At 53.9% G+C, this 12,081-nt stretch carries 12 protein-coding genes and 3 tRNA genes; 6 read left to right on the top strand and 9 right to left on the bottom strand.

Annotation, left to right across the window (positions count from 1 at the left end; genetic code table 11):
* Positions 1 to 77 precede the first annotated feature (77 nt).
* From D467_RS0106565 to D467_RS0106555, 3 genes are all read right to left on the bottom strand, one after another.
* Positions 78 to 153, bottom strand: a tRNA-Asn gene (locus D467_RS0106565).
* A gap of 53 nt (positions 154 to 206) precedes the next feature.
* Positions 207 to 282, bottom strand: a tRNA-Asn gene (locus tag D467_RS0106560).
* Between the two features lie 46 nt (positions 283 to 328).
* Positions 329 to 404 (bottom strand) — tRNA-Asn (locus D467_RS0106555).
* 183 nt (positions 405 to 587) lie between these two features.
* Between D467_RS0106555 and miaB the strand changes: the two genes are divergently transcribed.
* The 6 genes from miaB to D467_RS0106525 all read left to right on the top strand — a co-directional run bounded on the left by miaB (position 588) and on the right by D467_RS0106525 (position 6,512).
* Complete coding sequence (gene miaB, locus D467_RS0106550) at positions 588 to 1,931, top strand: tRNA (N6-isopentenyl adenosine(37)-C2)-methylthiotransferase MiaB (RefSeq protein ID WP_018916710.1); 1,344 nt, start codon at positions 588 to 590, stop codon at positions 1,929 to 1,931.
* Positions 1,932 to 2,018: 87 nt separating this feature from the next.
* Positions 2,019 to 3,098 carry a PhoH family protein gene (locus D467_RS0106545; protein ID WP_018916709.1) on the top strand — a complete coding sequence of 360 codons (1,080 nt, stop codon included), beginning with the start codon at positions 2,019 to 2,021 and terminating at the stop codon, positions 3,096 to 3,098.
* A complete protein-coding gene (ybeY, locus tag D467_RS0106540) occupies positions 3,095 to 3,559 on the top strand; it encodes an rRNA maturation RNase YbeY (protein ID WP_018916708.1) in 465 nt (154 codons plus the stop codon). Before D467_RS0106545 ends, ybeY begins: the two co-directional genes overlap by 4 nt.
* A 131-nt stretch (positions 3,560 to 3,690) precedes the next feature.
* Positions 3,691 to 4,578 carry a CorC family transporter gene (locus D467_RS0106535; RefSeq protein WP_018916707.1) on the top strand — a complete coding sequence of 296 codons (888 nt, stop codon included), beginning with the start codon at positions 3,691 to 3,693 and terminating at the stop codon, positions 4,576 to 4,578.
* 51 nt (positions 4,579 to 4,629) lie between these two features.
* Complete coding sequence (gene lnt / locus D467_RS0106530; RefSeq protein ID WP_018916706.1) at positions 4,630 to 6,102, top strand: apolipoprotein N-acyltransferase; 1,473 nt, start codon at positions 4,630 to 4,632, stop codon at positions 6,100 to 6,102.
* A 71-nt stretch (positions 6,103 to 6,173) separates the two neighbouring features.
* Entirely contained in the window at positions 6,174 to 6,512 is a 339-nt protein-coding gene (locus tag D467_RS0106525; RefSeq protein WP_018916705.1) for a hypothetical protein, read from the top strand.
* 109 nt (positions 6,513 to 6,621) lie between these two features.
* Here D467_RS0106525 and D467_RS0106520 read toward each other — a convergent pair whose 3' ends face one another.
* From D467_RS0106520 to aroC, 6 genes are all read right to left on the bottom strand, one after another.
* Positions 6,622 to 7,200: an SCO family protein gene (locus D467_RS0106520; RefSeq protein WP_018916704.1), complete on the bottom strand. Its 579-nt coding sequence runs from the start codon at positions 7,198 to 7,200 to the stop codon at positions 6,622 to 6,624.
* Positions 7,201 to 7,223: 23 nt separating this feature from the next.
* The gene (locus D467_RS0106515; RefSeq protein ID WP_018916703.1) at positions 7,224 to 7,691 is read right to left on the bottom strand and encodes a copper chaperone PCu(A)C; all 468 of its coding nucleotides are present in this window, start codon (positions 7,689 to 7,691) and stop codon (positions 7,224 to 7,226) included.
* 301 nt (positions 7,692 to 7,992) lie between these two features.
* Entirely contained in the window at positions 7,993 to 9,837 is a 1,845-nt protein-coding gene (phaC, locus tag D467_RS0106510) for a class I poly(R)-hydroxyalkanoic acid synthase (RefSeq protein ID WP_244147807.1), read from the bottom strand.
* A gap of 90 nt (positions 9,838 to 9,927) precedes the next feature.
* Positions 9,928 to 10,338, bottom strand: coding sequence for a phasin family protein (locus D467_RS0106505; RefSeq protein WP_018916701.1), 411 nt, complete (start codon positions 10,336 to 10,338; stop codon positions 9,928 to 9,930).
* A gap of 178 nt (positions 10,339 to 10,516) precedes the next feature.
* Positions 10,517 to 10,894, bottom strand: a complete 378-nt coding sequence (locus tag D467_RS0106500) for a hypothetical protein (RefSeq protein ID WP_018916700.1) — start codon at positions 10,892 to 10,894, stop codon at positions 10,517 to 10,519.
* A gap of 94 nt (positions 10,895 to 10,988) precedes the next feature.
* Entirely contained in the window at positions 10,989 to 12,080 is a 1,092-nt protein-coding gene (gene aroC / locus D467_RS0106495) for a chorismate synthase (protein WP_018916699.1), read from the bottom strand.
* Position 12,081: the final 1 nt, after the last annotated feature.

The following is a 12,081-nucleotide window of genomic DNA, read 5'->3' as shown; positions in this document are numbered from 1 at the left end:
TTTAAACAAGGCAGACACATCGCTCTAGAATTGCACACGAAGAAGTGCACTAAAAGACATCTAGAAAGATAAGAAGATGGCTCCTCGAACAGGACTCGAACCTGTGACCCAATGATTAACAGTCATTTGCTCTACCAACTGAGCTATCGAGGAATAACGCGCTACCTAAATCGGCTGACCGAAACAGATAGTAAAGTAGAAAAGCTTGGCTCCTCGAACAGGACTCGAACCTGTGACCCAATGATTAACAGTCATTTGCTCTACCAACTGAGCTATCGAGGAACATCTTAAGCTATTGTATTTCAAGCAGAACCAACTTGTAAAGTGTTGGCTCCTCGAACAGGACTCGAACCTGTGACCCAATGATTAACAGTCATTTGCTCTACCAACTGAGCTATCGAGGAACTGCTCAAACACGGTGCGTAGTATACTGATTGAGACACGAAGGTCAAGTATCGATTATAGCTGAACGCTAGCCCCGGGTTTCGTGTGTCCGTATAATAGGGTTATTCAACAGTGGCCTAAATCACTGACACGACATTTCATTCATCCCTCGTCCCCCGACGACTCATAGATGACAGGTACCGATGGCGAAGAAGCTCTTCATCAAAACGCACGGCTGCCAAATGAACGAGTACGACTCCTCCCGCATGGCGGATCTGCTCGGTGAATCTCACCAGCTTGAACTAACCGACAACGAGAAGGAAGCCGACGTTATCCTTCTCAACACCTGCTCGATTCGTGAGAAGGCGCAGGAGAAGGTGTTTCATCAGTTGGGGCGCTGGAAAAAGCTTAAAGATGCCAACCCTGACCTGGTGATTGGTGTAGGCGGCTGCGTGGCGAGCCAGGAAGGCGAAGCGCTGCGCAAGCGTGCACCCTTCGTGGATATGGTTTTCGGCCCGCAAACGCTGCACCGCGTGCCCTCCATGCTGGATGCGCGCAGCAACAACCAAATTGCTGCGGTAGACGTAACGTTCCCGGAAATCGAGAAGTTCGATCACCTGCCCCAGCCCAAGTCGGACGGCGCAACGGCCTTTGTCTCGATCATGGAAGGCTGCTCCAAGTACTGCACCTTCTGCGTGGTGCCCTATACCCGCGGTGAAGAGGTCTCACGTCCGTTTGAAAAGGTCATGGATGAAGTTATCCATCTGGCCGATCAAGGGGTGCGCGAAGTCAACCTGCTGGGCCAAAACGTTAACGCCTACCGAGGCGATAACGACGATGGCGATGAAATTGATCTTGCTGAACTGATTGCCTGTATCGCCGCGGTGGATGGCATTGACCGCATACGCTTTACCACTTCGCACCCGGTTGAGTTTACCGACAGCCTGGTTGACGCCTTCGCGGATATCCCCGAGCTTGTCAGCCACCTGCATTTGCCGGTTCAATCGGGCTCTGACCGTATTCTTAGCGCCATGAAGCGTGGCCATACGGCAGAAGAGTACATTGAGAAGATGGAGCGCGTGCGCGCCAACCGTCCGGATATCAGCTTCTCGTCTGACTTCATCATTGGCTTCCCTGGCGAGACCGAGGAAGACTTTGAAGCCACGATGAACCTGATCCACCGGATTGGCTTTGATCACTCGTTCAGCTTTGTCTACTCGGCGCGCCCTGGCACCCCCGCCTCTGGCCTGCCCGATGAAACGCCGGAAAGCGTCAAGAAGCAGCGTTTGGCGATTCTGCAAGAGCGCATCCTGCAGAATGTGGCCCAGATCAGCCGTCGCATGGTAGGTACCACTCAGCGTATTCTGGTCACCGGTTTCTCGCCGAAAGATCCAGGACAGCTCTCCGGACGTACCGAGAATAACCGCGTGGTGAACTTCCGCGCGGCCAACCCGACCGAGCTGATTGGCTACTTTGTGGATGTCGAAATTACCGAGGCATTCCCCAATTCGCTGCGCGGCGAGCTTGCTTCCCCAGAACGCTACTGAACGCTCTCTTATCTTAGGTAATTGCCCCGACACCCGTCGGGGCAGTAAGCTGAGACCTACATACATCAACTGACGGGTTTCCTACTCTTGAGCCAACCATCAACTCAGGCCAATCGCATCATTACCCTAAGCCTTGAACCCAATGATCCGCAGCGTCTTGCAAGCCTTTGCGGCCAGCAGGATGAGCACTTGAAGTTGATTGAAAGCCGACTGGATGTGACGTTACGCAACCGGGGCAATGTTTTTCAGCTTGCAGGGCCAGCTAATCGCATCAAGGCAGCGGCGAACGTACTCGAGCATCTTTATCGTGAAACGGCGGCTGACGAGCTTTCTGCTGATACCGTGCACCTGTTCCTTCAGGAATCTGGCATGGAAGCGCTAGAGGACGAAGAGGATGGTGAAGGCGGCAGCGATGAAGTGATCATGCGCACCCCCCGCACCATGATCAAACCGCGCGGCCTGAACCAGCAGCGTTATGTGTTAAGTATCCGCGAGCACGATATCAACTTTGGTATTGGGCCGGCGGGCACCGGCAAAACCTACCTTGCCGTTGCGGCTGCTGTAGAAGCCCTTAATCAGCAGGAAGTTCGGCGTATTCTACTGGTACGTCCAGCGGTTGAAGCGGGTGAAAAACTCGGTTTCCTGCCAGGCGACCTGGCACAAAAGATCGACCCGTACCTGCGCCCGCTGTATGACGCGCTGTACGAGATGATCGGCTTTGAACAAGTGGCCAAGCTCATTGAGCGTCAGGTGATTGAAATAGCCCCGCTGGCCTATATGCGCGGCCGCACGCTTAACAATTCGTACATCATTTTGGATGAGAGCCAGAACACCACACCGGAGCAGATGAAAATGTTCCTGACACGGATCGGCTTTGGTTCAACGGCGGTGATCACCGGGGATATTACCCAGGTCGACTTACCCCGTGGGCAGCGTTCAGGCCTGTCCCAAGTACTTGACGTATTAAAAGACACCCCGGGAATCGGCGTCACCCACTTTGCCGCTAAAGACGTGGTACGCCACCCCTTGGTACAGCGCATTATCGAAGCGTACGACGACTTTGAATCGCAGCAGGAAGTCGAAGAGCGTGCCCGTCGCGATGCTCGCCAGCAAGAGCGCGAAGCACGCCTTCAGGCCCAGGAACGCTGGGGAGATACGTCACGTTGAATGCTATCGTGATTGATCGCCAAGCCGCGATTGATGAGCCGACACTGCCTACTCTTGAACAGCTCACCCACTGGGTGGGCTGCGTGTTTGCGCATCACCCCGATGATGAACGTAAAGAGCTTACCATTCGCTTTGTCGATGAGCAGGAAAGCCAGGCGCTGAATCGTGACTATCGCGGTAAGGACAAGCCAACCAACGTTTTATCGTTTCCGTTTGAAAATCCGCCCGGCATGACGTTACCGCTGCTGGGCGATTTGATCATCTGTCATGCGGTGGTGTTAAGCGAGGCAGATGAACAGCAAAAGCCGTTGGCCCACCACTATGCTCACATGGTCGTTCACGGCACGCTGCATTTAATGGGCTATGACCATATTGAAGACCAGGAGGCGGAAGAGATGGAACAGCTTGAGCGTACACTGCTTGCCGAGCTGGAAATCCCTGATCCTTATCACGTCGTTTGAGCAAGAGTCGTAACATTGGCTTACCGCAGCTGGCATAGTGCCCTGAGTCAGTGATAAAACGTTAGCTTGCGATGTGGCCTTTTTATGCACGCCAAGACAGTTGTCTGCCCCATAAACAAGAGATTTGACGCATGAGCGAAGACCGATCGAGCAACCCTAATCAAAAATCCTGGCTCGAGAAACTCTTTGGCGCCCTAACCGGAGATAGTGACGAACCCAGTTCACGCGATGAGCTGATGACGTTTTTACGCCACACTGCAGGGAAGTTGAAGCTAGATCAGGACGCCATCATGATTATCGAGGGTGCGCTTGAGATTAGCGATCAGCAGGTCCGCGAGGTCCTGATTCCCCGCTCCCAGGTCTCTGCCATTACCCTGGATCAAACCAGCGACGGCTATTTGCCGCTTATTCAGGAAACCGGTCACTCCCGTTACCCTGTGATCGGCGAAAATCTGGACGATATAAAAGGCATTCTGCTGGTTAAAGACCTGCTACCGCTACTTTCGCAAACCCAGGAGAGCCGTGACGCTTTCAAGCTTGAAGACATCCTCCGACCGGCCATGTTCATCCCCGAGTCCAAGCGTCTGAACAGCCTGTTGAAAGAGTTTCGTGACACCCATAACCATATGGCGATTGTGGTGGACGAATACGGCGGTACGGCAGGTATTATCACCATCGAAGATATCCTCGAGCAGATCGTGGGTGATATTGAAGATGAGCACGACACCGACGAAGAAGACGATATCCGCACGCTTGAAAACGGTCACTTTGCCATTCGCGCCCTCACCCCCATCGAAGATTTTAATGATCGCTTCGGCACCGAATTTTCCGATGACGAGTTCGATACGGTTGGCGGCCTGGTCATGCAGCAGTTTGGTCACCTACCCGGTCGCGGTGAACATACCCGTTTCGGCGGCTGGCGGTTCGTTATCCTGAATGCCGATAACCGACGTATTCGTTTGCTGGAAGCCTACCGCGATGACAACACCGAGAGTCCCGACGACAGAGACGGTGATTAATACGTTGTTCGCCCATAGACTTGCCAAATGACTAGCCGACAGGACATCACCATGGGGCCAACGCCCATTTTTATGCTGCAACTGCTACTTGCCCTCGTGGCAGGCGGTTTTACCACGCTCACGGCCTCACCGTTTGAATTATGGTGGCTTGGCCCGATTGCGATCGCATTGCTTTACATGGGACTGCATACCCTAACGCCCGCCCAGGCAGCGCTTAAAGGCTGGCTGTATGGCGTGGCGCTTTTCGCAAGCGGCACGTCCTGGGTATATGTCTCTATCCATGACTATGGCTACACCGGCGTACCGCTGGCGGTTTTTCTGACGGCCCTGTTTGTGGGTGTGTTAGCGCTTTTTTATGCGGGCATCTTTTGGCTTTATCGACGCTTTTTTACACCCAAACTGGCGCTGCTTACCTTTGCAGGCATTTGGGTATTGGGCGAAGTGCTGCGCACGTATCTGTTTACGGGCTTTCCCTGGCTGCTGTTGGGCTCAGGCTATGTCGACTCGCCGCTGGCCAGCTGGGCACCCATCGGTGGTGTGTACCTGCTCTCGCTGCTGGTGATGCTTAGCGGCACGCTCGCCGCTGAAGCCGTACTACGCCGCCAATGGTGGGCGCTCGCGCCACTTGCGGCTATCTGGCTTATTCCCCTGGCACTTCCTCAACAGTGGACGACCCCCGCCGAGACGCCCACCCGTGTCGCCCTGCTTCAAGGCAACCTGCCCCAGCTTTTAAAATGGACGCCTGAAGGCCAGCGCACCGCCGCCAATACGTATAGCCGCTTGACCGCTGAAGTGGCCGATGAAGTGGATATCGTGATCTGGCCGGAAACGGCGCTGCCCATGATGGAAGCCCAGGCACGCCCGGTTCTGGAGCGCGTGCAGTCCAACCTGCCGCCAGGGGTTGCGCTGGTAACGGGGATCGTTCAGCTGGATGAGGCCAACCGCTACTATAATGGAGTGATTGGCGTCGGCAATGTTGAAGGCAGCTATCAAAAAGAGCACTTGGTGCCCTTTGGCGAATACCTGCCCCTGGAAAGCGTGCTGCGCGGTGCTATCGACTTTTTTGACCTGCCGATGTCGAGCTTTACCAAAGGCGCTTCTGAGCAAACGCCAATGCTTGCGGCAGGCGTAAGCCTTGGCAATGCGATTTGCTACGAAATCATCTACCCACAGCTCGTCGCCCGCCGCGCTCAAGAAAGCGATGTACTGCTTACCGTCTCCAATGACACCTGGTTTGGCGCCTCGATCGGCCCTCATCAGCATTTGCAGATGGCAAGGCTTAGAGCACTGGAAAACGGCCGTTATGTAGTACGCGCAACCAGCAACGGCATTACCGCTATTATTGATGCGCGCGGAGAGATCGTGGCACGTGTTCCGCAGTTTGAAACGACGGCGCTGGTAGGCGAATTTTATGCGATGGAAGGTCTCACACCGTTCACCCGTACCGGTAGCTGGCCTGCTTGGTTGTTAGCAGCGCTTATGCTACTTCCCGGCCTTCGCTTGACACGTTGTCGCAGTGAGTAGGCGGCGACATCGAGTAGCGCTACAATACGGCTCTTTTAACGTATTTATTCGGGCTGACAGAGGATAACGCCATGCTTAAATCTCGGCCTTTTTTACTGCTTGTCGTGCTTCCGCTGGCGCTGATCGTCGTTCTAGGGGTCGCTATTTTTGGTGGTCAAGCCATGTCTGACAGCAACGTTGGCAGCGATATTCAACATGCCCTGGCCAAAGAGCTTGATACGTCCAATGAGATCGAGCTTTCCCAGCTACAAGAAGTGCAGTACGGCTATGGCATCTGTGGCTTATACCGCACCGCGTCCTCCGAAAACGGCTATGCTTCCTTCTTTTACGATAAAGACAGCGACAAAGTTGAGCTAGATATTAACTCTCGATTGTACAAGTCGCGCTGTGGCCTTTCATCGGTTTGCTAAACCAGCTTACTCAGCCTGCTATTAGCCATTAAAGATGTTCGTATGAAAAAGGGGGCGACTGATATTCAGTCGCCCCCTTTTGTGATCGCCAGTAGCCCTCTAAATAACCTTAACCTTGGGCCACCAGACGTTTGATATCGGCTTCAACGTCGTTTACTGGATGGCTGTCGCGCACCAAGAACTGCGCCTGGCCTTCCCGGTCAAAGGCAAAAACGGCACTGGAGTGGGTTACCAGATAATCGCCGTTTTCATTCTCTTCGCCATACTCGTAAGCCACCCGATAGCGGTTGGTGACGGCATCGATAGCCGCTTTATCACCGCTTAAACCGACAAACTCAGGTCCAAAAGCATCCGTATAACGTTTTAATACCTCAGGTGTATCGCGGGCAGGGTCTACCGAAATAAACAGCACCTGAATCTCATCGCGCGTTTCATCATCAAGTTTTCTTATCGCATCGCCCAGCCTTGCAAGGGTAATCGGGCAGACATCGGGGCAGTAGGTATAGCCGAAATAGACGAGCGTCGGTTTACCCAGATACTCCTCGGCCTGCACGCTGTCACCGTTTTCATCCACCAGTGCAAAATCCAGCGGTGGCATAATATCTGCGACATCCGTGGTGCGCCAACTTTGATCACTGCAGCCTACCAGCAGCAGAGTAGTTAGCGTTGCAAGCAACACCTTATACATGCGTAATCGTCCTATCATTGCTTTTACAGGGATGTCGGGGAGACAACATTAAAGGTCACGGGCAAGCGCTGCTCATCGCTAAACGTAAGCACCACTTCCACCTCGTCACCTTCGTTTAAAGGCGCTACGCGGCGCATAAACATTAAGTGCTGCCCCTTGGGCGCGAATTCGATACGCTCATCAGGGCCGATATCCAGTGATTCAAAGGCGTGCATATGCGCCATGCCGTTATGCTCGGAGCTTATATGCATTTCAACACTTTCAAAGGCCGGGCTTTCCGCGCCCACTAACGTCACACTTTCATCGCCACTATTATGCAACTCAAAATACCCAGCCCCCGGGGTGTTGCCGGGTAACAGACTCAGCCGCGCGTTGGTAACGTCTAGTGATTGCGCCTGGGCAACGCCTGCGGTTAATAACAGCGCACACGTAGTGAATGCTAATTGGCGGCAGGTTCGCTTGATCATCGTTTTGTGCATTAGGTACGCCATATCAACTCTCGTTAGGGGGAATGTAATGATGCAGGCGCGCGCATAGCTCACTCGTAAAGCCAGCCTGTAGCGTGGCGCGCACCCGTTATTAATCGTCGGCCTACCATAGCTCTATTACGTGTTTCCACAAACCACCTGCGACATTATGTCAACCGCCGGGGGCACCCCCCATGCCGCTCTTGGGTACCGCCACTTCAATTTTCCTACTACGTTTTTATAAACACCTGAAAACCGCAAAGCCCTGAACAACAACTCAGGGCTTTGTACGTTCAAGAGATGCATTAACGGTGCTGATCCAGGATCAGGAAAGCTCACCGGATAACTGAGAAATGGTGACCTTTACATAGCGCCCCGGCGCGGGCTCAATCACGCTGAGTTTGCCATCACCGGGCTTGCGTGCCGGCACCATTTTGTGGCTATCCGCATAGCCATTCTGTGTCATCCATGCCTGCCAGTGTGGCCACCAGGAACCTTCGTTGAACGTGGCTTGCTCCAGCCACTCCTCGTGGGATTCAGGCAACGCGTCGTTACTCCAGTAGCCATACTTGTTCTTTTGGGGCGGGTTGACGATCCCCGCGATATGCCCTGAACCACCGAGTACAAAGGTAACGGGGCCCTTCGGCAAAAGCGCTCCGTAATACGTGCTGTTCCACTTGGCGATATGATCTTCTTTGGTGGAGACAAAATAGCTCGGAATCGAGACTTTACGCAGGTCGATTTTCACGCCGTCCAACTCAATGCCACCCGGCTGTACCAAACGGTTCTCAAGGTACATATGGCGTAAATACCAGGCATGGGTCGTTGCCGGTAGATTGGTGCCATCGGTATTCCAGTGCAGAAGATCAAAGGCGGCGGGCATCTCACCTTTCAAATAGTTATTGATATAAAACGACCAGAAAAGATCATTTTCACGCAGCAGGTTAAAGGTATAGGCCATGGAGCGGCCATCCAGATAGCCTTTGAGCTTCATGCTCTGCTCCAGCCCCTTTAAAACGCCTTCGTTAAGAAAGACGCCAATGTCGCCAGGGTCACGGAAGTCCTGCAGGGTGGCCATATAGGTTACCGATTTTACTTTGCGCCCCTGGCGTGTACTCGTAAGGTAAGCAACCGTCGAGGCGGTCAGCGTGCCTCCCACACAGTAACTTACCAGGTTAACTGACTTCTCTCCGCAGGCCTGCTCGATCGCATCGATAGCGCTGATCGGCCCCATCTGCATATAGTCGGCCCAGGTAATATCACGCTGCTCAGAATCAGGGTTGCGCCACGAGATCAAAAATACCGTATGGCCTTGATCGACCATCCATTTGACCATGGAGTTATCTTGGCGCAGGTCCAGAATGTAATACTTGTTGATCCATGGCGGTACGATAAGCAAGGGCGTTTTAAAGGTTTTCTCGGTAGTGGGAGTGTACTGAATAAGCTGGATAAGCTCGTTTTCATAAACCACCGCACCGGGAGTAACGGCAATATTTTCGCCGATATCAAACGCGTTGCGCTCAGTCATGCACACGTTAATGCCTTCGGCGGAGTTGGCCAGGTCTTCACGTAGCCGGGCCAGACCTTCTACCAGGTTTTGTCCGCGCGTTTCCAGCGTTCGCCGCACCACTTCCGGGTTAGTGGAAACGAAATTGGTCGGTGACATGGCGCTGACTAACTGGCGGGCATAGAACTCAAGATTGCGCTTTTGTGTGCTATCTATGCCTTCAAGGCGCTCAATTAACTCCTCCACCATCTGAGAAAACAGCAGATACTGCTGCATGATGGCCGTGTAGTGAGGGTCATTGGTCCAGGCTTCATCTTTAAAGCGTCGATCGCTTTTGGAAGGAGTGATGAGCGGGGCTACCTGCTCGCCCGAGAAAGCACGCATACTCTGTTGCCAGAGCAGCCACTGATCTTGCAGCAGGCGCGTCTGAGTTTGCCAGAGCAAGGTCGGGTTATTCATTAATGACTGCGCGCCCGCTTCGAAGCTTTTGCGCATATCATCCTGTATCGAATCGGCGGCTTCGCTAGGCGCTATCCGCGCGAGCAGATCCTGCATCAGGCCCTGATACTGCCCGCCCATCTCTTTGAGCTGCGCATGCCATGCCTCAATCTCCTCTTGAGACATGCCCTGTGGCGCCATGTTGTCTGATGTCCACCTTTGCATACTGACTCCCCCTACTCGCAGGCGCCATCACGCCTAACGGCATCGACATAAAAATACGGCGCCATCAGGCGCCGCGAGCCAATCAACGTTTTATTTTTTACGTGAAGACTGGCTGGATGCGGTACCCGGCTTTTCGCCTTGGGCCGCGGAGGTTGCCTGCTCGGTCATTTTTTGACCGGCATCGCTAAACAGCTTTTCCATTTCAGATTTGAACTGAAGGCTCATTTCGCTCATAGCGCGAGCGTCTTCCTGCATCTGCTGTGAAATCTCATTCATCATTTCGGCTTGCTGAGTACCGAAATCGCGCAGGCTTTCCGCATCCTGAATGTTAGTGGCGCTACGAATGCGCTCTGTCCCCATCTGGCTGTAGCGTTTCATCGCCTCCAGCTGGTATTGGGTCATTTTTTCCATGTTGTTGAGCATCAGCGAGTTGATCTTGCGCATCGGCTCAAACATTTGGCGGGTTTGGGCGTTAAAGGCGTCCGTCATCTTGTCTTGCATGGTGTCTGCTCCTATTGCGTTTCTAAGGTGAGCCCAAAGGCCCTTATGAACGTAATGTACTGCACTGTATGTTGTATTTTTGTTGCACTGCAAAAAAAGAGTAAGCGCTAGTATGGTGCATTGCAATAACACTTAGATGACGACCGCGATCTTTCTGGCCGCTACTCACCTTGCCGCGTTACTCGGTTTTTCCTTTACTACGCGAGCGTGAGGACGCCGGTGCTTTTGCCTTGGCGCTTCCCCTGCCAGACGTGTCATCGTCCGCTGCCTGACGATCATTGGCGGTACCGCTGGAACTACCCGCCTGGCGCAGCATATCCAGCATCATTTGCTGGTACGTCCCAAAATTAGCCAGTCCCTGCGATAACCCTTGCTGCATCATCGGCTGCTGCAAGAAAGGCCGCATCAGGCTCATGGGGTCATAGCCTTCAACACCTGACTCCATTTGGCGCTGGATGTTTTCCAGCAGGCTTTGCTGAAATGCCTCGATATCAGGCAGCCCAAGCGCCTGGCGGAACTCATCCGGGGTCAGATCAAACTCAACGTTAATCTTCATGGAGTTACTCCTTAACCATCTCCCCTTGAGTGTAGCAGCGTTAAACGAACCGTATATGGCTTTAACGCTGCGCTAACTCCACGTTAAATCTGCGCTAGACCTGTTTCAGGCGCGGCGTATCAACGCTTACCTCGCCGTTTTGACCCCGTTGACGTAACCAATGATCTAGCAGCGTAATGGCCATCATGGCTTCGGCAATGGGTGTTGCACGAATGCCTACGCACGGGTCGTGGCGACCTTTGGTAATCACCTCGACCGGCTGGCCGTTGACATCGATGGAGCGCCCCGGCGTAGTAATACTGGAGGTTGGCTTGAGGGCAAGCCTTGCCACGATAGGCTGCCCGCTGGAAATCCCGCCCAAAACGCCCCCCGCATGGTTGGACAAAAAGCCTTCCGGCGTCATCTCATCGCGGTGTTCGCTGCCCCGCTGGGAAACCGAACCAAACCCTGCACCAATCTCGATGCCTTTTACCGCATTAATACTCATTAAGCCGTGCGCCAGCTCAGCATCCAGACGGTCAAACACCGGCTCGCCCAAGCCTACCGGCACGCCTTCGGCCACCACGGTAATTTCTGCGCCCACGGAATCCTGGTCACGCCGCAGCTGATCCATATAGGTCTCAAGCTCGGCTACTTTGGCAGGGTCGGGGCAGAAAAAAGCGTTCTGCTCGACGGCTTCCCACTCTTTGAACTCGATCTTGATGGGGCCAAGCTGGCTCATGTAGCCGCGGATCTGCACGCCTTGGGCGGCCAAATACTTCTTGGCGATCGCACCTGCTGCCACGCGCATGGCGGTTTCGCGAGCGCTTGAACGGCCACCACCGCGATAGTCGCGATGGCCATATTTATGGTGATAGGTGTAGTCCGCGTGCGCCGGGCGGAACTGGTCCTTGATTTTCGAGTAATCATTGGAGCGCTGGTCAGTATTCTCGATCAACAGGCCAATCGAGGTGCCGGTGGTTTTACCCTCAAACACGCCGGATAAAATCCTCACCTGATCAGGCTCTTTACGCTGCGTGGTATGGCGAGAGCTACCCGGGCGGCGGCGGTCCAGGTCGCGCTGCAAATCCTCTTCACACAGCGCAAGCCCCGGCGGGCAGCCATCAACAATGGCACCAAGTGCCACGCCGTGGCTTTCGCCAAAGGTGGTTACGGTAAACAGTTTGCCAAAACTATTGCCAGACATG

This window comes from Vreelandella zhanjiangensis DSM 21076, assembly GCF_000377665.1.
GTDB lineage: Bacteria > Pseudomonadota > Gammaproteobacteria > Pseudomonadales > Halomonadaceae > Vreelandella > Vreelandella zhanjiangensis.
Note: the sequence above shows the minus strand (reverse complement) of the source record. Positions and strands in the feature narration are given on the sequence as shown.

Bases quoted from the DNA above. Each gene is read 5' to 3' on its own strand.
- miaB (WP_018916710.1), top strand. From the start codon at position 588: ATGGCGAAGAAGCTCTTCATCAAAACGCACGGCTGCCAAATGAACGAG.
- D467_RS0106535 (WP_018916707.1), top strand. From the start codon at position 3,691: ATGAGCGAAGACCGATCGAGCAACCCTAATCAAAAATCCTGGCTCGAG.
- lnt (WP_018916706.1), top strand. From the start codon at position 4,630: ATGGGGCCAACGCCCATTTTTATGCTGCAACTGCTACTTGCCCTCGTG.
- D467_RS0106525 (WP_018916705.1), top strand. From the start codon at position 6,174: ATGCTTAAATCTCGGCCTTTTTTACTGCTTGTCGTGCTTCCGCTGGCG.
- D467_RS0106520 (WP_018916704.1), bottom strand. From the start codon at position 7,200: ATGTATAAGGTGTTGCTTGCAACGCTAACTACTCTGCTGCTGGTAGGC.
- D467_RS0106515 (WP_018916703.1), bottom strand. From the start codon at position 7,691: ATGGCGTACCTAATGCACAAAACGATGATCAAGCGAACCTGCCGCCAA.
- phaC (WP_244147807.1), bottom strand. From the start codon at position 9,837: ATGCAAAGGTGGACATCAGACAACATGGCGCCACAGGGCATGTCTCAA.
- D467_RS0106505 (WP_018916701.1), bottom strand. From the start codon at position 10,338: ATGCAAGACAAGATGACGGACGCCTTTAACGCCCAAACCCGCCAAATG.
- D467_RS0106500 (WP_018916700.1), bottom strand. From the start codon at position 10,894: ATGAAGATTAACGTTGAGTTTGATCTGACCCCGGATGAGTTCCGCCAG.
- aroC (WP_018916699.1), bottom strand. From the start codon at position 12,080: ATGTCTGGCAATAGTTTTGGCAAACTGTTTACCGTAACCACCTTTGGC.